We start from the raw sequence: 20,739 nt of genomic DNA on the forward strand, positions 1-20,739 counted from the left end.
TTGGAGGCACGCCACCTAGCGAGTATTAGCGGAATGTTCCACGGCTAACGTCGCTGGCTTGTGGGCGCAGACTCGTAGGGGGCGTGGCCACATGTCCGATGCTTCTGGTGTGTTTGCCAGCTGCCTGGCAAGTAATATCCAAGATTCGCGCTGAGGGTGAGGTTCTGGGTTGGTTTCGTTGAAGAGTACGCAAATATGAATGCTCTTTGCGGAAAACTCGTGGGTTGAGATAGCCAAGTACAGCTGTCCCGTTTCCACCAGTGGGAGTATCAGAACCAATCGCATTGAGTGGATACTCTTTGTACCAGTAGCGCGCAACAGCGCTCACGCTTGATGGTGCGCGCCAACTGCTCGCAACCATGTACGCTGGCTCACTGGTTTTCAGCTCATCAGGCAAACTGTCATGCTGTTCTTGGGTAAGTAAAACGAACGATAGACCGCCACCGAACGTTACTGATTCAATCCCGTTCTTCGCTCCGTAAATGCTTTCTCCGCGATTAGCCCACATCAAAGGCGTTGCTTTCGATAGATCTTCGCCACCAATTCGGACGTTCGAAGCGTTAGCTTCTTCGACCGGTGTAGCCAAGGACCCTGTCGGCGCTACGCGGGGAGTAGTCAGATCAACAACCCCGAATTGAATGTTGTCATCAGAATAGGCGTCGAGCGCCTTTTCTCTTCGAGAAACGTAGTTAGCGTCGCTACTAAAGGTTTGCGCATCAAGGACAAACCGAGCAATTCGAGCATTCGCGCTAATATCCCACTCGTCTTGTCCTGGTTCGCGGTACATGAAGTGCCCAGTCCCCGTAGCGACTGCTCCCTCAGTGGCATGAGAATATGAGCTGAAGGCCACCTGCTGATGTTGGTCTGGAGAAAGCACTGTCCACTTAGACCCGTCCTCATAAGTAGCTAGGACAACAGAGTCTCCGTTCACCCCGTATGGCACCAGTGTCGAGGATTCGATGGGACTGTCCCTCCATGTTCGAGGAACTCGATCATCAGAACTGCCAACAGTGCGTGTTAGCGTGGTAGTCGTTTCAATGACCTGTACAGCATCATCGGAGGCTCGCGCGTCAGTTGCGGGGGTATTCACGCGTGTGAAGAATGCTCCGTTGAACAACCCATTGTCGACCGTTTCGAGGTCGCTGGTGCGCTCTTCAAGATCTTTGAGGTCAAGAATCGTTGGAATGCTATGTCCTTGATGGGTTTGAAGCGCAAGTACCCGAGTCGATGGTAGTGGGCCAATGATCGCATGAACATCGACCCTCCATGTGTCGCCACCAACGTATGAAGCACTCACAGGGGGAACATTGAGATTCTCAGCTAAGGCAGAGTTAGTGATAATCGCCTCCGCGTCCTCCACCCCCCAGACCGGCCACGTGCTCATGCCCGTGTAGAAGCCCTCGTGGCCGTCGCTAAAACGGAGTTGATTGTTCAGATCGTGTTCAAGATCAGCCTGAGCAGTATTCGACCGTTGAGACTGGTAGTTGGCCTCATACTCATCAACGAGCCTGGTCAGGCGCGCGAGCTCTGTCTCAGCATCTTCGAGTTGCTTTGCTTTAGAGAACGGAGTCGCAATAAAAGCCTGGCGCTTGTCGATCTCTCGTGTGAGTTGATCGCGTTTTTCCTCTAGCGAAGAAAGCTTTTGAGGCAACGACCCAACATGGTGTTCAAGGCGAGTAATCAACCCGATATTGTTGCCTTCTAGCACTCCGTTTAAGTCAATGGTGACGCTAAAAATCTTCTCGCGTACGCCTTGAATCGTAAATTCAAGACAGGCTGGTTGGGTGGGGCTCTTGCCAAGCGCGCGTTCGCATTCAAGCGTGATCCCACCGAGGGTAAGACTCATCGGGGTGCGCAAAAATGCGTGCATTTGGTGACCGTTGCGTAGAGCTTCAATTACCCAAGTGTTTAAGCCTGTAGTGAGCTGAGCATTCAGATACGCAACCGCGCTCTTACGATCACGGATGAGTTCGCCTGCGCGCCCTACCATCGCGAATGCGTCACCGCTTGTGGGTCGAAGTTTTCCTACCAGTTCTTTCGCTAGGGGCAGGGCGCGGTCGATGTTACTCAACAGCGTCTGATCGCGAGCTAGGCCAGCTCGCTGGTTCATCACCATGCGACGATGCGAGGCTTTGTCGCGTTTGAAGCGAGCAACATCTGCTTCAACCTTGGTGCGCTCAATAATGTGCGGATTACCGGTTGCCACTGCCTTAGTTTGCGCGAACCCCATTTCATCGGTGAACTCATCATCAAACACTCGCTCGCCAGCTTTTCCGCGCATAACCTGAGAGATCATTTTTTGCTTACGCTCTAGGGTCTGCCACATCACCGCGTCATACGATTTTTCGGCAACGTAGCGGAAAATTGACACCTGGCTGTTCTGGTTACCAGCACGGATAATACGTCCCTCACGCTGGGTAATATCAGCAGGCCTCCACGGGGCATCGACATGATGAAGTGCAACCGCGCGAAGCTGAATGTTCGTCCCCGTGCCCATCTTGTCTGTCGAGCCGATGATGACCCTGACTTGCCCCTCACGACAGCGCATAAACAGATCTTCTTTTTGCTCATCCGTATTCGCTTCGTGAATGAACGCAATCTCATCACTCGGTATCCCCATTTCAACAAGGTTGTCTTTAATCTCCTGATACACGTTCCACTCGCCGTTGCCTTTAGGGGTGGACCGGTCAGAGAAGATCAGTTGAAGACCACCGGGCAGACTCATGTGCTCGCCAGATTTATCAACGTAGACACGATCACTGGTTTCGTTATAAATGCGCACAACGTTTGCTGCAATCGTTGAGGCTTTCGTGATGCTCCCAGGATCGTAATCAACCAGACGCAAGTCAATTGCTGCTTGCCGACCATCATTAGACAGCTTGAGCCAGTTATCTTCACTCGGTTCGACGCTACCAGAATGAATCTTGTCTGCCCGATCAGACAGAGTCTGGGAGAACGCTTCCATCTCAGCGCCTGCGGGGATTGAAGTGATTTCTGGGGCGTGTTTCCCCTCAGAATTAACGTGCACAATAGGGCGCGCGAGGTTGAGGTCTTCACTCATTTTTACGTCAGCTACTTGCCCCCAGATGCTCATAAACTCGGGGAGATTCTGAAAACGGGCAATACGAGTGCGAGCTTTTAACTTACCGGTCGCCGTGATCTCCATGTCGCGCGTCTCCTGAGTAAAAGCTCCAGCAAACGCATCAAACTTAGCGATTCCTGCGTCCCGGAGAAGATCAGGCGAGAGATAACGCAACATCGTGTGTGACTCAGCAATCGAGTTCGCGATCGGAGTACCCGTGGCCAGGGTCAGGTAATGATCGGGATTGACCGAGCGCAAATACTCAATCTTCATATGCAGATCGCGTGCCCGCCCTGAGTCTTTAGAACTCATGCCAGAAAGGCTCGTCACCACACCAAGATTCTTGAAGTGGTGAGCTTCATCAACCATCAGATAGTCAATACCAAGTTCTTCAAAGAACAAGCCTGTGTCCTTGACCTTGTTCACTTCTTTTTCAAGATCAGACTGGAGAGTCTTAAGACGTTGCGTCAGCTGGCTCACCGAGTAATTGCGCTCAGTAGCGTTTTCTAACGCTTCTTCAATCTCTTCGATTTCAGCGGACATATACGCTCTGACGCTACTCGGCTTCATGCCGATGTGCTTAAACTGAGATTGAGTAATCACCACACCGTCTAGGTCATGCGTAGAGACTCTCGCGAGGAACTCTCGCCGTGCCCCCGCAGTCTTCAAATCTTCCTTGTCAGTAATCATCACGCGCGCGCTTGGATACGCCTGCTGCCATTCATTCGCGAACTGCAAGAGCATATGGTTTGGCACCACGATCATGGGCTTTGATGCCAACCCCAAACGTTTGAGCTCCATTGCCCCCATAATCATTTCGAGGGTTTTGCCTGCACCGACTTCGTGGAACAAGCCGACGGTCGGTTCAGACACGATTCGTGCAACGGCGCTGCGCTGATGTGAATATGGTGTGATGTCAGTATTCAAGCCTGGGAGTTGAAGGGCTTGCCCAGCACGCTCATAGCTGCGTTGAACGAAACTATTGAACGTATCGTTGTAGCGTCGAGTGAGGTCTTCGACGCGCTCAGGTGTAGACCAACAGAATTCGATGAAAGCCTCGCGCATTTCCTCCAGTTTTGAGTTTGCTTCAGCCGTCGCAGTGACATCAACATACGTGGTGCCGTCAGAATCCTTTGCCGTGATAGTAACGTCTGTATGGTTAAGCAAAGCTTCAAAAATGCGGTCTGCGTTTCCACGGTTCGACACTGACCAGCGTTCAAACGCGCCCGTCCATGCGCGCCGTTTACTAATACTCCAATGAGCATTACTCGGGTTGAAAGTCACGGCATCGTCATTGCGATATGGCAGATCGCAGATAACACTGTGGTAGAACTCGACGTGAACAGCTCGCCCAAGCCACGGTGCCCCAGGAGTGATCTGAATATCCTCCAATGGAATATCGGCAGGCAGAGCCTGTTTTAACGCTTCGACATTGGCTTCAAACGCACTATCTAGAGCGCTTGCCTCATTTGCGCGAGCGAGTTTGGCACGAACGTTGCCTGCCAGATATTCTTCGCGAGCAACAAGCTCATCGGGGCACCCTGGCGTTCTAAAAGCAAGTCGTTGTTCCAGCAAATCAGCAAGAACAGCATCACGATCAGAATCTAAAAGATACGCAATCCGATTGACATCGACTTTACCGGTCTGATTGAGCGACAGTGCAAGAGCATCAGAGAGACTATCCGCGCCAAGAATCTGCGGAGTAACACCGATAGTGCGCTTGGTCAGAATGTCAGCAGGAGAAGCCTTCTTTTCTTCAATGTCATAGTCCTCGATCGCGAGCGTCACCGCAGCGTAAGGGTCTTTGCGGAACGCAGCAATGACCCTTCGCACTTGCTCAGTTGTCGTGATGATGGGGTTGCCGTCCTCATCTTTCTTCCTCGTGCGACGCGAGACGTACTTTCGTTCGTTAATAGGGCCGAAGCGATCAACGTGGGCAAGGTAGGACTCCTTGAGAGCCTTTCGTTGAGCCTCAAGCTCAGGCGTATCGACCGTGCTGGTGGCATCAGCATTCACCAATTCAACGGTCTGATCGCGTAGAGCTAACAGCGAAGCCATCTCAGCACGATCTTTTTTCGCTACCTTGTGCACCTGGAGCCCATGCGTGGTCTGGATTGAGAAAGACCCATCTTCATTCTGGCTAATATGTCCGAGCTGACGGCCGTCAATGACGTTGCTGGCCTGCGGGGCGGTGGTTGTGGGGCGAGTAAAGGTCAAACCTCGCTCTACAGCGCGTGCAACAACAGTCTCTAACGCACGAGAAAGCTCGTTACCTACTTCAGAAAGCGAAGGCGAGGTGACAGTCAGATTCACCGTAGAATTCATACCCAATTGGGCTGACAGCTCACCGAGAACACGCTCAGGGTAACGATCAAAATACGTATTCATCATCACGGAATGCTCACCAAAAAAGTGCGCAGTCGAGCTCTCCCACTCAAAAGGCTGGGGTTCTTCCCCGTCCATGCGCCGACGGAAAATCAATACGTCAGTCAAAGCCTGCGTATCAGCTGCCTCATCATGAGCGCCGGTGGGCAGTCGCACCGCTCCAACCAGATCTGCACTCTGATACAGGTATCGTCTGAAAGCAGGGTTTTTAGCGTCGAGCGTCCAATGTGAAGAGATGACCGCTACAAGACCACCAGGGTGCGTTAGAGCAACAGACTTAGCAATAAAGTGATTATGAATCGGAAAATGCGACGGATTGTATGTATCGTCGCGCACCTGAAAATTACCGAACGGCACATTACCGATCGACACGTCGAACCAGTAGCCGTCAGGGCGAGTATCCCCGAAAGACTCATTGAGAATCTTCGCATCAGGGTAGAGCTTGCTTGCGATCCTTGCTGTCGTAGAGTCAATCTCAACACCCACCATGTCAAAGCCTTCAGGGGCTCCGCCAATGAAATTGCCAGACCCGCACCCAGGCTCCAACACTCGCCCGCCATCGACCCCAAGTCCGCGTACCGCATTCCACATCGGTGCAACAAAAGCAGGGTTCGTGTAGTGCGCGCTCAGAACACCCTCGCGCGCCAACCGGTACTCCTCTTGACCCAAAAGAAGACGCAAGCTCTGACGTTCAGCCTGCCAATCCTGACGTTTTGGATCGAAGATGGAGCCCAGTCCTCCCCACCCTGAATACTTCGCGAGCGTTTCCTGCTCACGCTCATCAGCTTCCCGATCACCGAGCTCATCGAGCAAACGAATTGCCTCAATGTTCGCGCGCGCACGCGCTTTCGCGCCTTGGGGGACAACAAGATGAGTTGCCCGCCAGCGTGGAGGGGTCGTGCGTGCTTTTACGTCAGCGGGAACAGTGCCTTGTCCGCTTCGGTTTCGATCAGCGTCAGGTTCTTGTCCAAGACTTCGCCCACCCACACCGGCTCGTGCATTGAGCTCGGAATGTTCTTCCGATTGTCCTGAGCCCAATCTTTCAGGAAATGAAGAAGATGAGCCCAGGGAAGAACTGGCTCCCATTCGGGACTGCGCAGGTCCAACAACTGTTGCTTCACGTCCCTGAGAGTCATTTGCCAATACTTCATTGGCCTGCGCTCCCACCACGTCTCCTCGTTGATATCCATCAACGGAATCTCTTTGTCGATCGCTTCGATCAGCAGTTCGCTCGCCAGATTCAACACGAGCCTCTCGTAGAACGGCTGCATCTGTTCGATTGTTTCGAGTAGATCCTGCAGGGTGTCCTTCTCGTCGATCGTCAATCGTGCCTGCCAGTAGGCTTCGCCCTCTTCCTCCCACGCGCTCTCGCCGATCAGGTCGATGATTTCCTGGGCGTCGCACCCCTCCATCGGGTCGATGCTCAGATCCTCCCCGAGCGCTGTCGCCTCCCAAGTCTGTTGATTCTCGCAGATCGTTTTCAACGGCTCGGGTAGAGGGCACTTCAGTAACTCGAGTCTCGCCAGCTCGCCACCGTTGATCGCTTGATACACGTCGAAGTCTTCGATGTTCATGTTTTGCTCCTTCAAAGAGAAAATCTAGATCAAACAAGGCTGGCTGAGGCTCGAATGAGCTTTTTCGTTGTGAAGCCACTGGTCACTCCTTATAAACGGCGGATTTATAAGGAATGTGACCAGTGCGCGCACGCGCGCACTCTCACCAACCAGTCGCTTCAGCCTGAAATTATCCAACCTTTTACAATAACACGCACACGAAGCTACGCATAGTCAAGTTTTTTCGTTGTGAGCAACGTGAGCGCTCATTCCACATATCAGTATTCAGCCTCGTATTAAGTACTTGTGGAGCTCTCGTGAACCCGTCAGATGAAGCCAAGATCCGCCAGATCATCTCCGCTCATCCGCGCCAGCCGATCATGTTCTCGTTAAACGACGGTCAGAGCGCACGTATCAATCCTGACGGCACTGTCACGATTGACGGACAAGACATAACGCTTGACCCTCCACGTCCAGCCGGTGTTAAACCAGCTCGCTCAAGCCAACCAGAAGAGTCAGACTCACACGAGGATATGGGCGCACGTATTCGCCAGCTCGAACAACGCAACGGCGAGTTAGAAGCAGCTCTCGCATCAGCATTAAGCATTCGCCGCAGCGATACTGACGCTCAGATTCAAACTCTGACCCGCCGGTGCGATGAAGCGCATACCACGCTCGCGCATGAGCGTGACCAATGGCATGAGCAGGAAACAACATTTCAAGCTCTGATCGCTGATCTTACCTCCCAGGTTGAAACCCTCACTTCTGAACGCGCCTCCACCGAATCAGAGCTGAGGCGAGTACGCACGGCGTATGAGCAAAAAGAAACAGATGACGCCACAACAACCCAGCTTAAAGCTGAGCTTGCCCAACTCAGGGAGGCGCTCACTGCTGAGAAAACCGAGCGCGCCCACCTCGCCCACGACCTCGACATCGCTCAGAGCGAAACCGAGAAAACCCGAGCACTCCTGGCGAGCGTCGATCAGGAAAAGCAGGCTCTCACACTGTCGCTCAAAGAAGAACAGGCACGTATTTTCGACCTCGAAAACACAATCACTCGCCTGAATGCCGACATCGTCGCAAAGACTGCCGAGATTGCGACCCTAGACGAACACGCCGGTGAATTACTCCAACAAAACGAGCAGTCTGAGCAACAAATCGCAACACTGAGAAGCGAAAACACCCAGTTCGCAGGCGAACTATCACAAGCAAAACATGACTTACGCCAAGCCCTTAGCGCAGCTGAACAGACCAATGTCGAAGCCGAGCGCGCACGCTTCGCCCTTGAAGCCCAGCTTAAAGACTCAACTGATGAGCGCGACCAGCTCGCCAAAAAGATCGATGATCTGACACACCAGCTTGACGCTCGCCCAAGCCGAGCCGACCTCGAAGAACTCCACGCCAACATCAGCGAACACGAGGCCGAGATCGCGCGCCTACGCACCCAGCGTGACACGCTCACCGAGCGCGTTGAAACCCTGTCTCAGAACGTTGAAAGCCGGAAGAGAGAATGCGATGCACTCATGCGCCAACGTGACGCTCTCAAATCTCAACTCAAAGCCCAAGACGCTCAGACCCAGACCCTGCCAGCCCACCACACGCCTGAAGCTTTTACTCCCAAATCCGCACCAGCATCAGATGATGACCAGGAGGGCGATAGACGCCCTAGACAACTAGCCCGACGCATACTCATCGTCGTGTTTGCTCTGCTCTTTCTTGCTGGCGCAACATGTGCTGGCATATACATGGCAACCACTCCAAGCGGAAAAGATAAGCCAAACAGCGGGCAAACAGTGCAACCTCACAGCGCACAATCCGCCCAATCAGCAGGATTGAGCTCACAAGAAACCCAAGAGTGGCAAACGGAGATTACCCGCGCCCATTCGCTTATCAGCGAAAGCGAAACACTGCTCGCTGACACTGAAGGAAAAGTATCGGACGAAGCAACACGTCAGACGCTCCGTTTGGCAATCGACGCTCTCTCCCAACTCGCCTCCCAGCCCGCGCCTGAAACATCGGCTTCATACAGTCAGGCATTAGACAAACTCAAGAATGCAACAGAGGCGCTCAACACTGCTAAGCAAGCGGTTCTTGACTCAAATGCGAGCTATCAGCAAACCGCTCCCCCCACCGAGCCGACCCAGACAGAACCAACGCCCACGCCCTCAGAGCCGTCTACTCCTCAACCGGCTCCTACACCTGCCTCGCCCGCGCAAGGCGCAGACGTTGGAGGCTACATCGCAGACATGAACACGTCTGTCTCTTCCTCGTCAGGAACAGTCAGCTTCAGCGTCACCGTCTCGTCGGTTGGCTCCGCCCCCGTCACTGTCACTGCAAATGTCGGAGGAAATGTTGTGACCCTCGGGCAAGGAACAGTCTCAGGCGCGCGCACGTTTAGTGGTTCAATCTCAGTTCCTACGGGAACCTATTCGTGGAGCACAAGCGCTGATGGACTCATCAACTCTGGCTCTATCACGGTGAACTGACACGACTATGAAACTACTGGCTGCACTCATGTCGTTGCTACTGACGATTGCAACATTTCCACTGACCCTCGCAATCCTCGGCGGAGGTGGCGATGATGAAACCCAAGCAGCCGGACTCAACGAATCAAACGTGCCCGCAGAATACGTCCAATGGATACTCAAAGCAGGCCAGATTTGTGAAGAAATCACCGCGCCACTGCTCGCAGCACAGATCGAAACAGAATCAGGCTGGAACCCGCGCGCCCTCTCACCGGCAGGCGCAGCCGGACTTACTCAATTCATGCCGGGCACCTGGGCGGCAGCCGGAGTCGATGGAGACGGCGACGGTAAAGCCGATATCTACAATCCAGCCGACGCGATCATGAGCCAAGGCACCTACATGTGCAATCAAGTCAGCGCATTGAAGAACTACATTCAACAAGGCCGAGTCTCAGGCGACCTCGTTGAACTCGCCCTCGCAGCCTACAACGCAGGTATCGGAAACGTCCTCCGATATGGTGGAGTCCCACCCTTTGGTGAAACACAAAACTACGTGAAGAAAATTCCAGCTCTCGCAGCCTCAAAATACGCGCAAGTAGGAATGCCTCTAGGCGTTGGAGCAGCAGGCGGGCCGATGGGCAACGATTACCCATATGCCAACGGGCCCTACGGTGAGATCAACTGGAACACTCGCTACGCCTATGGCAACTGCACAGACTTCGCCTTCTGGCGAGTCAATCGCGACATGGGCGTCAAGTTCGCAGGCGCAAACACCCAGTGGAAATACACATGGGCAACACTCACCCCGCTAGGCGGTCACGGCGGACAATGGGGACTCGACGGCAATATGCCAGGGTGGATCAAAGTCCCCTCAATGCGACAAGTCCGACCGGGGGACATCATCTCCTACCGTCCAGGCGCGTTCGGATATCACCCCTCCTACGGCCACGTCGCCTACATCGCAGCCGTGGACGCGAGCGGAAACATCACCATCGAAAACTACGGCACCAACGAATACTTCGTTACGACCATGCTCGCCACCGTCGGAGACGCAGCAATCCAAAACGGCAGCATCGTCATTAAGCACAACCCTGCCCTCGGATGACAAGACATCTACTCTTTTCTTTCCCATCCGGCGTGCTTTAATTAAAGCGGTGGCGGTGACGCTACCTCCAAGTGCCGGGGGTGTCCCCCGGCTTTCGCTTTTAAACGAAAATCTTGAGTTCTTTCAAACCCAATTCCACCGGCTTTGCCGTCTTTACCGGTAATGGCGGTAAAGACGGCAATTATGGTGGCTTTAGGCTGAACTTATACTGATCGCCCAGGTCGTAGGACGCCTGTTTGAACAGGGATAAAAGGCTGGCCATGATTATGCGTCGCCTCAACCTGGTTGACAGCTTGCAAGAGATAATCTGAAGCCCACTGAGAAAGAGATGAGAGCTCAGGTTTGTCGGCAAGCTCTGCGCGGTAGGCTGCTCTGATCCGACCAACCAGATCCGCATCAAGCGTCAAAGTGAGCTTCGACTTTCGAGGGACACCAACACTACGTACTGATTCTTTACCGGCTTTACCGCCATTACCGGCAATGTCGTATTTACCGGCTTTGCCGGTAATTGTTGAGTCGCCCGCAATGATGGGATCAAGAATTTCTGCCTTACGCAAAGCGGTAAGGGCGCTAGCATCAGGGGTTTTCACAATCATTCCTTATGAGTCGAAGAGATGAGTTTGTCGGCAATGAGTTCAAAAGCTTTCATGCTGTCAATGTCTCGGATTGGCTCATGATCGCTACCTGCACGTGCGATTGCCTCACGTTCAGGAATAATCGCGTCCAACAACACGAGGTCTTCATACGTGTCACTGAGCGCATTTTTCCACGTTCTCCGATCAACTCGGTCGTTCCTGTAGGCGTTGATAGCAATCCCCGACAAGCTCAGCTTCGGGTTATAGCAACTACGTACAGTTGCTAGGGTCGTAATCATTTCAGCTACACCGTCCGCCGAAGACTCACGAGCCGTTGAAACAACCAAGGCTCGGTCAGCAGCCACCAAAGCGTTCGTTGTGAGCATTCCAAGCGACGGAGGGCAATCAACCACAATATGCGCGTACTCATGCTTGATGACACTCAACGCTGACGCCAAGCGTTGCTCACGGCCTAATGAAACGTCGTTTTCTCTACTGGCTAAAAGACGATCAGCGGGCAGAACCTCAATGTTGCCCCACACTTCGCTAGCAGGATAAACGGCATGAGAGGTCACTTCAGGAGACCCACCTGTTGCAATCGCGCTCATCACATCATTGAGCGTCAGCGTTGATGAATCAACATCAATACTCATCATCGTTGTGGCATTACCTTGAGGATCAGCGTCAACAAGTAAAACCGGCTTTTCAGACCTCAGCCCAAGCTGATAGGCGATGTTCGTTGCGAGCGTCGTCTTACCAACGCCACCTTTTTGATTACAGATCGCAATAATCATTTCGTGTCCTCATTATGTTGCAAGTGCGTTTCTGCTAAATCGAGCGCATCAGAAATCAAAGCCTTTGACTTCACATAGGCGAATGTTTTTGATGTGCACGCTTCGTACTGCAACTTCGCCCACGCCCACGTTTCTTCCCAATCGATCATTGACGATTCCTTCTGCTCACGACGCTTATCCATCAGCGCTAAGAACGTCTGTGCATCATGCTCGGTGTCATCAGCCCTAGCGGATAACTCCCCAAGCACGTACCGCGCAAACACCCGAATGCCCATCAGGGCTGTCTTGCCCTCATCTGGAGGCATCGCCTGCCAGCCCTCAACAAACTCATCGATTCTCATATGCATGTTCCTCTCAAAAGCCTTTACCGGCTTTACCGGCATCGCCGTGTTTACCGTCTTTACCGTCATTGCCGTATTTACCGGCATTCCTTGTCTCTATCCATATCCAGTGCATTAAGCCAGTGGAATGTTGCAGTCTGGTAGCCGTCCTCATCGCTATGAACAATTCGTTCCACTATCACCGGGCGCGTGTGCCTTTTGCCTTTCACGCTCACATCTACGCGCGCTCCCTCAACGAGGTTCTTTCCTCGCACATAGAAAATCTGGCCATGTTTAACAAAGACAACGCGCTCTTTGAAACCTGCCTTTGTGGGAGCCCAATCGAATGACGCTGTTGAAGTGCCATCAGAGTGCTCAGTCACTCTCCGTACGATCACCCTTCGTGCGTGTCCACTCTTGGCATGGACAGTTAAAACACTTCCTTCAACAAGCCCCACACCTTTCAAAACGAACGTTCCATCGTCTAAACGCGCAAAGACTGCATCACGCGCGTCTGCCAAAATCGATTCCTCGACCTGATCGAGCGGGGCAGGAGCAAGCCCCCAGACAGTCTCAGAATTGCCAGCTTGATTCTTACGACGCTCACTCGTCGCGTAAATCTTTCCCTCGGCTTTAAGATCTGACCTCCGCCTGCGGTAATAGGTACTACCTGCGTGTGGCCAGTTTTCAGCCGTAGCAAGGCTCTCTAACTCGGAGTCAGTCATATCGCCCACTTCAAGAAACGCTGAAAGAATGCGACGCTTTTCCCTCGTTCGATCTTTTAAACGCGCTTCTGCCTCATGTGAAGTGGCCGGGTCGCTTCTGCGTGTACTCGACATTGCAATCAGAGCCTTCCTTTGCCGTCATTGCCGTATTTACCGTTATTACCGCCGTTACCGTCTTTGCCGTATTTGCCGGTAATAGGCGAGTGGAATAGGGCTACTGCATTGAGTAGCCCTAGAAAACAAACGAATTACTCGTCGTTTTCTTGCACGCTCCAGGGGTCAGAATTCGAATCAGTGTGAGCCGAAAGTGAAACCGATTCAATGAAAGAAGGGGAGGACAGTTCTAGGTTCGTGCGTCCCTCATACTCTTTTCGCACCAGAATGCCCTCGACACACACTTTTGAGCCCTTACGCAAAACACCAGCAAGGCGCTCTGCTTTCTCGTCCCAAAAAGAGACGTTGATCCATAGCTCTTCGCCAACGTCGTTCCATTCTCCAGAGTTCTGATCTTTCTTTCGATGGGTCGCTCCGATACCGAAATTGAGAACAACCGACCCTGAATCAAGCTGACGCAATATCGGTTGAGAGATGTTTCCAGTCACGCGACACGTAACGGACATGGTGATTTCCTTTCTAGGGGTGTGACACATTGAGATGAGTCGATTCGGCTACCAAACGCAGAGCGTCATCGGCAGGGGCTGTATAACGTTGCGTCGTTGCAACCGAGGAATGACCAAGAAGCCGTTGAACAGCAATAAGGTCATGGCTATTCCTGTAGGCAGTAGTGGCAAAGCGATGCCGAAGAGTATGTAAAGTCCACGGTGAAGCCAGAGCACAAGAGCCGAGCTTCGACACGTAACGCGGTGAAAGATGCCCATGATCTTTACCAGGGAAAAGCCACCCATTATTGCCTCGGGCGCATTCCATGAGCTCTTCAGCAAAACCCCTATCAATCGGAACGAACCGAGAGACCCCGCCTTTGCCGACAACGTGCAAGGAATATCCATGCAGATCATGAAAGAAGTCGTCGATATGTACGCGCGCGATTTCGCTTGCACGCAGACCAACACACGCTCCAAGCAGAAGAATCTGGCGAGTGCGAGGCGATGCGCTATTCAGCGCCTCTATCAGCTGAGTATCAGGAACTGGACGAGGAAGAGCATTCGGGCGGTGAATATGAGGCAACGCCAACGCAGGACTATTAACGCCTTTTATAAAGCCAAAAAACGATCGAAGCGATGAATAATACGCGTGGCGTGTTTCAAGCTGCCAAGAGCGCTCAGACACCCAGCCTAAAAGCTCGACGGATGTCACTTCTCGCGGATCCGGCTTAAGCGCTCGCGCAGCTTGCCGTACATGACGCAAGCGTGTGCCGATTGTCCGCTCACGCAATCCTGAAACGGTCATTTCCTGCTCCCACGAATCAAGAGCAGATTGCCAAAGGGGTGGAACTTTGAGTACTAAAGGGTGATTCGTATTCATGCGATTCATCGTGCCTGTCGTCACCATGAATCGGAACATCAACAGTGCTTAATACCCCAATAGACGAAAGATGAATAGCGACTCTGACAAAGGCGATAATCCAACAGCAAATCAATAACCCGTCGGTCGTCGGTTCAAGCCCGACTTGGGGCACTGCTTCAATAAACTCAGGTGCCTGATCCGAAAGGGTCGGGTGCTTTGCTTTTTCGATGGCTTCAGCTGGAACAAGCACTTCGACAGGAACATCCAAGAAGCCGGCTACGCACGCCAAAAGGGGAGTGGACCCCCGCCCTTATCGGACCTTCCAGTCTTGCGCTTGCTGGCGATCCGACCAGAAACTGCGATAGCGCCCCTCTTGGGCGAGTAGTGCCTTGTGGGTTCCCAGTTGCGTGATGTGCCCGTCTTCGAGCATGGCGATCTGGTCAGCCTCAGCGATAGTCGACAAGCGATGCGCAATCACGATGACGGTCTTGTCCTTGGCCAGTGAATGCATGGCGTCCACAATCGCTGCCTCGTTCTCAGCATCGAGTGCCGCGGTGGCCTCGTCGAAGAGGACGATCGGCGCATTCTTGAGTAACGCACGCGCAATTGACACGCGCTGACGTTCGCCACCAGATAGTCGTCCACCACCTTCGCCGACGCGGGTTTCCCACCCATCTTCGAGGTGCTCCGCAACCTCGTCGAGCCGGGCGATGCGTGCTGCTCGGCGCACATCTTGGTCGCTGGCGTCCGGCTGTCCGAAGCGGATATTGTCCTCGATCGTGCCGTCAAACAGGTACACGTCTTGGAAGACCAGCGACACCATCGACAGCAAGTCGTCGACTGCCATGTCTCGAACGTCGACGCCACCGATTCGGACGGAGCCTTCTGTGACGTCCCAGAAGCGAGCGATCAGCCTGGTCAACGTCGTTTTGCCGGAACCGGACGGGCCGACAAGCGCGGTCATCTGTCCGGCTGGACACTCCAAGGTGACATCGTTGATGATCTGGCGCGTGCCATCGTAGGAGAAATGCACGTGGTCGAAGGAAATCGAGGCGTCCGCGGGGTTCTTCGGTGAATCTGTCTCCGGCAGTGGGGAGGTGGCGAGGATCTTCTCGGACGCATTGATCGCGTTCTGGCAGACGTTGAAGGACATGGCTTGGCTACCTGCCTTCAGGAGCGCGTCGACCGATCGCAGGGCTAAAACGATGACGAACAGGTACTCAACCGCGGTTAGCGTTCCATAGGCAAGAAGCGCGGTCGTGCACAGGAATGTCAGGCCGAATGACAGGTACACCAACAGGGTGTACATGGTCATCGGCTTCTGGGTCTGATTGAGAGTGCGAACCGTTGTTTCGTGGTCGCGTTGAATGTCGTCTTCGAGAGCTTTCCAACCGGTTTGAGCCGTGCCCGTTGCGCGCAGGATCGGCTGAGCATGAACGAATTCGAGCATTCGGCTAGCCAGCTGTGCGTTCGACTTTTCTTCTTCAGCGTGTCCGGTTCCGGCTGCTTCGCCCATCTTCTGCGCCCACGTGTACAGCAGTGGCATTGTGATCACGTAGGCGATGAAAATTCGCCAATCGACATATACGTAGAGCAGGGCAATGCACGCGGGGATGGTCATTGCGGTGATCAGTTGTTTTAAGAAAATGCCGGGTAGGTTCATGATCATCTGCAGGTCGCGTTCCAAAAGGGACGCGAGTTCGCCGGCTCGCCCAGCGGTGAACCAGCCGAGAGGGAGCTTCACAACGTGGTCGCCCAAACGTTCTTGGATCGATCGCAAAACGATGACGTCGCCGATCATGTACCCGTGCGTTTCCGCGAAATAGTTCGCAAGCGCGCAGACGACGCCGAGCCCGACGGCAACCATCGACCACGTGAACGCTGTGTGTCCGTCGCCATCAAAAAGGGCGTGAAGCAAGGGGAGGAGGGATGTGTAGACGGCTCCCTCGAGCACTCCGCAGATCGCGAAGTAGACGGCCTGAGCTTTGACTCCAGTCGAGCGGCCAGCGAGCTTATCAATCTTGTTGACGATCATTGCGCGCCTTCCTGCGAATCGTGAGCGAGTGCCGGTGTGGGATTCGTGGTGTATTCAGGGGTAGCGGGTGTGTGCCTATTGGGATTGACGAGGCTCCCCACGAAGTCTTCTTTTTCGTCGCGACCATGGAATGCCTGGACTTGTTGCGTGTTCCAGAGCTGCGCATACCGGCCATTGGCGGCCAAGAGCTTATCGTGCTGGCCGGCCTCGAGCACGCGACCGTCTTCGAGGACGAGCGTCATGTCCGCTCCGGAAACCGTGTTGAGCCGGTGCGCGATGACGATGGTCGTGCGACCGTGCGACAGGTGATTCAGAGCAGTCTGGATCGCAGTTTCGTTTTCGGGGTCGGTGTGTGCGGTGGCCTCGTCGAGGACCAGAATCGGCGCATTCTGCAGAATTGCGCGGGCGATGGCAATCCTCTGAGCTTCGCCTCCCGACAGGTTGCAGTCGGCTGAGCCGATGACGGAATCGTAGCCAGCGGGGAATTCGCAGATGCGATCGTGGATTTGTGCCGCGCGTGTGGCTTCGATCATCTGCTCGTCCGTGGCGGAAGGGCAGGCGAGTTTGATGTTGTCACGAATGGGGAGTGACAGCATCATGGCCTCTTGGAAAACGATGGCTACCTGCGACAACAGGGACTGTGTGGAGATATTCCGCAGGTCGTGTCCGCCAAGGCTGACGCTCCCGCTGGTCGGATCCCAGAAGCGTGGGATCAAGCGCGCGAATGTTGTCTTGCCACTGCCCGAATCGCCAACCAGTGCGCAGACGCTCCCGGCTTCGATGTGCGCGTCTACGTGGTCGAGCGCGAACTTTCCGTCCTGCGTGTAGGCGAACGAGGCGTCGTCGAACGCGATATCCACGTCAGTCGCTGGCAGAGGCTCTGGCTTGTCGGGTTCAGGTAGCTGGTCGGTGGAAAGTACCTGCCCGATGTGTTCGAGATTGTGCAATGCCGTCTGCAAGAATCCCATGGACGATGCCACGGTCACCAGGCCCGACGGGATTGAGGGCCCTAAGACAAGGAAGGGGACAGCGGACGCGAAGTCGAACCAGCCCTTCGAGATGAAGAGGCTGGAGCCCAGGCCGAGGCACGCCAGGACCGTGCCCGGCGAGATGAATGCGCTGAGCATCGAGAACGGTCCGGCAGTTAGTTTCGTCCACTCGAAGGTGACTTCCGTCAGGCGTTCGACCGCCTCGCGATAGCGTGAACCGGCTTTGCGTGTGCTACCGAAGGTCTTCACAACTTCGATGCCCTCAGCGATTTCGACGATCGACGAAGAAAGCTCGATCTTTGCGGCGTTGTATTGCTCGGACAGCGTCGCGTAGTCGCGGGACATGAACATCCCTGAAATGCCGATGAAGACGATGATGTAGGCAAGGAATGCCAGTGCCATTCGCCAGTCGGCAATAAACAGGATGACCAATGGGATTAGTGGGGAAAGGACCGCGCGCACGATCTCGGTGGGAGCATGCCCGATGGTCTGGTGCATACCTAGAACATCGTCGGAAACAGCCTGCGTCGCCTCCGAAGAACTGCGGTCATTGAACCAACCGAGCGGTAGCTTCGAGAAGTGATCGATCAAAATGTGGCGGGCATGGACTCTGAAATCAGCATCCGCAACGTGGCAGACGCCAGTGCCTGCGCCGAACAACATACGGTCGACGGCAGCGCACACGATGGCAACCACGGACATGATGACCAGAGTCGACGCTGGTGGCAGTTGGCCACGTAACGCGTCCTGCGCAATGAGGATCGCGATGACATACGGCACGAAGCCGACGGCAACTGACAAAGCGGACATGACCATGCCACGGATAATCATTCCGTGTGCCGGCTTCGTCAGTCGAAGATACAGCTCTTTCAAGCCAGCGGTCTTTTCTTTCTTCGCCTGGGGGTCATCTTTCGCCGAGGGGCCATTGAGGCTGTCCGTGGAACCATCTGCCTTCATGGACTGTCCTTCTTTCATGTTGAGGACGTAGGAGTGCGTGCAACAACGGCGCAGGAACTCGTTGTCGTGTGTGACGACGATGATCGCTTTGCCTGCCTCGGCCGCGCATTCGAGGGCGCGCGACACGAGCTCCATATTGAGAGCGTCAAGCCCGCTTGTTGGTTCGTCGAGGACCAGAACGGGTCGGTCGGACATGATTGCGCAGGCGATGGACAGTCGCTGTTTTTGTCCGCCCGACAGGGTTACGGGGTGCTGCTTGCGCATCTCCCACAGGCCAAGGTTGCGCAGGACTGAGCGCGCTTTCTCTTTATGCTCCTCGTCAGTGCGCACTTGAAGCATAATTTCTTCTTCGACGCTGGGGGTGAAGAATTCCGCTTTGACGTCGTTGGGGCTGAACCAGACACGCCGGAGGAGATCGCGTCGTTTGCAGGCTTTTCCGTTGACGATAACACTGCCCCCGGACGCTTTCTTCAAGCCCGCCAAAATGCGTGCAAGGGTCGTCTTGCCAGCCCCGTTATCACCGGTCAGAGCAACAATCATTCCCTCGTTGGCGCTGAATGACACGTTGGTGAAGATACTGCGTGAACCGTAGGCAGCACCGAGTTCGCGGATCTGAAGCGTCGGCTGATTCCAGGCTTGCGAAGTGGAGTCGTGCGCCGACGTGCCCGTTGGGTGCTGGTGAGGTCGGGGGAGGGTGGGACGTGAGGTCCAGCGTGGATCGCGGAGCCCCCACTCAAGGCGGATTTCCTCTGGAAGGTCCATTACCTGGTTATGCGTCAGCTCGCGCTCAATTCGGCCACCACGCACCAGCAGGAAACGGTCAGCGACGTCCATCAGATATGCCAGGCGATGCTCGGCGATGACCATCGCGAAGCCCTGCTGCTTCAACTTTTTGAGGGTGCGCCCGAGGTGTGCCGACGCGTCCTCGTCCAAGTTGGACGATGGCTCATCCATGGCGAGCAAAGAGGGACGAGGTCCCAGTGCGGACGCGATAGCGACCTTCTGCTTTTGCCCTGATGAAAGTGAATCGTTCGGGATGGAACGCAGGTTATCCAAAGAGAAAGAAGAGATTGCCTGGTCGGTAAGGGACACGACGCGTTCGTGGCCGTAGCCTAGGTTCTCGCAGGTAAAAGCTATTTCTCCTGCTAATTGGCTAGAGAAGAATTGCGATGACGGGTCCTGGAAAACACTGCCGACTTTTTCGGCTCGCTCCCACTGAGCAAGGCTCGCTGCATCTTGATCGCCCAAAGACACGCTACCGGTAGTTGTTCCCTTATAGAAACCGCCGGCAAGCCCGTTAATCAGGCGGATCAGAGTGGTTTTCCCGCCACCCGAAGGGCCACATAACACCACACACTCACCGGCATTGACGCTGAAGGTGGCCTCGTGAATTGTTTGCGGAGCATCCTTGTATGAGAACGAAACTCCGCGTAAGCACGCCAGGGGCACATCGACGCTGGTCGGGTTCATGCGACGAGGCCGTTCGCGTAGTAAACGGAGGCGCAGACGATGCCAGCGATGACGACGCAGACAACGTCTTTCGTGCGCACTGGAATGTTGTAGTAGCTGGTGCGCGCGTGAGGGGCCTCGGCCGCGCGCGTGACTGCCGACGACGACAACTGATCAGCGGAATCAACCAGAGCAAGCAGAGATGGAACCATGACGTATTCGTAGGTGTCGAGCGGATTGGTGATCATCTGGGTGGGGCGACTGAGGCCTCGTTTGCGCAGAGCGTCGCGAAGCAGGCGCCAGCTGGCCGTGAAAGTCGGGAAGAATCGCAGAAACACCAGTACGCCCAGAATGATCTTCTTTGGGCAGTGGATGCGGGCGAGCGAGGCGCTGATCATCCCGGGTGGCGTCATGAAGACAATCCACGCTGCTGCCAGAACGGGGAACGTGTTCCACGCTTGGTAGATCTGAATGGGGGACAGGAAGACTGGGCGCATCCCGTACGCCATGTACCCCACGTAAATCGGACCGAGGACCGCCAAGTAGATCAGCATACTGAAAGCGGCGCGCGCCTGGCGGGCAACGATCATGTAGACCAGCGACGCGAGGCTCAATGCGAGCATCGGGAACAGTTTCAGATCGCAATCCGCCGTGACCATGACAAGCGCCAAGACGATCACTTCCGTTGCCACGGTGAACCCGGGGAAGTGGGACTCGTACGTGGGGCGGGCGTCGGCGGGTTTGGCCTGTGTACTCGCGCCTTCGAGTGTCGGCGTGGAGGCTGGCGTGGGGGTAGTGGACGCGGTCGGCTCGGATGTCAGGATGGGGCTCATCGGGCTTA

General features: G+C 54.6%; 14 protein-coding genes. 2 read left to right on the forward strand and 12 right to left on the reverse strand.

Going from position 1 to position 20,739, the window contains the following annotated elements; genetic code table 11:
* Positions 1 to 25: 25 nt before the first annotated feature.
* Complete coding sequence (locus QP503_RS08040) at positions 26 to 6,454, reverse strand: helicase-like domain-containing protein (RefSeq protein WP_285101546.1); 6,429 nt, start codon at positions 6,452 to 6,454, stop codon at positions 26 to 28.
* Positions 6,376 to 7,041: a hypothetical protein gene (locus QP503_RS08045; protein ID WP_285101548.1), complete on the reverse strand. Its 666-nt coding sequence runs from the start codon at positions 7,039 to 7,041 to the stop codon at positions 6,376 to 6,378. The genes QP503_RS08040 and QP503_RS08045 overlap by 79 nt, the downstream gene beginning before the upstream one ends.
* 296 nt (positions 7,042 to 7,337) lie before the next feature.
* Between QP503_RS08045 and QP503_RS08050 the strand changes: the two genes are divergently transcribed.
* Both QP503_RS08050 and QP503_RS08055 read left to right on the forward strand, forming a co-directional pair.
* Positions 7,338 to 9,506: a coiled-coil domain-containing protein gene (locus QP503_RS08050; protein ID WP_285101550.1), complete on the forward strand. Its 2,169-nt coding sequence runs from the start codon at positions 7,338 to 7,340 to the stop codon at positions 9,504 to 9,506.
* Between the two features lie 7 nt (positions 9,507 to 9,513).
* Positions 9,514 to 10,590, forward strand: a complete 1,077-nt coding sequence (locus QP503_RS08055) for a lytic transglycosylase domain-containing protein (protein WP_285101552.1) — start codon at positions 9,514 to 9,516, stop codon at positions 10,588 to 10,590.
* A 203-nt stretch (positions 10,591 to 10,793) separates the two neighbouring features.
* On the opposite strand, the gene QP503_RS08060 is transcribed toward QP503_RS08055, so the two are convergent.
* The 10 genes from QP503_RS08060 to QP503_RS08105 all read right to left on the reverse strand — a co-directional run bounded on the left by QP503_RS08060 (position 10,794) and on the right by QP503_RS08105 (position 20,731).
* Positions 10,794 to 11,180, reverse strand: coding sequence for a hypothetical protein (locus QP503_RS08060; RefSeq protein ID WP_285101554.1), 387 nt, complete (start codon positions 11,178 to 11,180; stop codon positions 10,794 to 10,796).
* A gap of 2 nt (positions 11,181 to 11,182) precedes the next feature.
* Positions 11,183 to 11,959, reverse strand: coding sequence for a ParA family protein (locus tag QP503_RS08065; protein WP_285084285.1), 777 nt, complete (start codon positions 11,957 to 11,959; stop codon positions 11,183 to 11,185).
* Positions 11,956 to 12,387: a hypothetical protein gene (locus QP503_RS08070; RefSeq protein WP_285101556.1), complete on the reverse strand. Its 432-nt coding sequence runs from the start codon at positions 12,385 to 12,387 to the stop codon at positions 11,956 to 11,958. The genes QP503_RS08065 and QP503_RS08070 overlap by 4 nt, the downstream gene beginning before the upstream one ends.
* On the reverse strand, positions 12,378 to 13,004 hold the full coding sequence (locus QP503_RS08075; protein WP_285101558.1) for a hypothetical protein: 627 nt from the start codon (positions 13,002 to 13,004) through the stop codon (positions 12,378 to 12,380). Before QP503_RS08075 ends, QP503_RS08070 begins: the two co-directional genes overlap by 10 nt.
* Positions 13,005 to 13,252: 248 nt before the next feature.
* A complete protein-coding gene (locus tag QP503_RS08080; RefSeq protein ID WP_285101560.1) occupies positions 13,253 to 13,624 on the reverse strand; it encodes a single-stranded DNA-binding protein in 372 nt (123 codons plus the stop codon).
* Positions 13,625 to 13,637: 13 nt separating this feature from the next.
* Complete coding sequence (locus QP503_RS08085; protein WP_285101562.1) at positions 13,638 to 14,411, reverse strand: tyrosine-type recombinase/integrase; 774 nt, start codon at positions 14,409 to 14,411, stop codon at positions 13,638 to 13,640.
* A gap of 16 nt (positions 14,412 to 14,427) precedes the next feature.
* A complete protein-coding gene (locus QP503_RS08090; protein ID WP_285101564.1) occupies positions 14,428 to 14,736 on the reverse strand; it encodes a hypothetical protein in 309 nt (102 codons plus the stop codon).
* Positions 14,737 to 14,778: 42 nt separating this feature from the next.
* Positions 14,779 to 16,503, reverse strand: a complete 1,725-nt coding sequence (locus QP503_RS08095) for an ABC transporter ATP-binding protein (RefSeq protein WP_179370194.1) — start codon at positions 16,501 to 16,503, stop codon at positions 14,779 to 14,781.
* Positions 16,500 to 19,919, reverse strand: a complete 3,420-nt coding sequence (locus tag QP503_RS08100) for an energy-coupling factor transporter ATPase (RefSeq protein WP_218840363.1) — start codon at positions 19,917 to 19,919, stop codon at positions 16,500 to 16,502. The genes QP503_RS08095 and QP503_RS08100 overlap by 4 nt, the downstream gene beginning before the upstream one ends.
* The gene (locus tag QP503_RS08105; RefSeq protein ID WP_179370195.1) at positions 19,916 to 20,731 is read right to left on the reverse strand and encodes an energy-coupling factor transporter transmembrane component T family protein; all 816 of its coding nucleotides are present in this window, start codon (positions 20,729 to 20,731) and stop codon (positions 19,916 to 19,918) included. Before QP503_RS08105 ends, QP503_RS08100 begins: the two co-directional genes overlap by 4 nt.
* Positions 20,732 to 20,739 lie beyond the last annotated feature (8 nt).

Source organism: Pauljensenia sp. UMB0895 (assembly GCF_030218905.1).
GTDB classification, from domain to species: domain Bacteria; phylum Actinomycetota; class Actinomycetes; order Actinomycetales; family Actinomycetaceae; genus Pauljensenia; species Pauljensenia turicensis_A.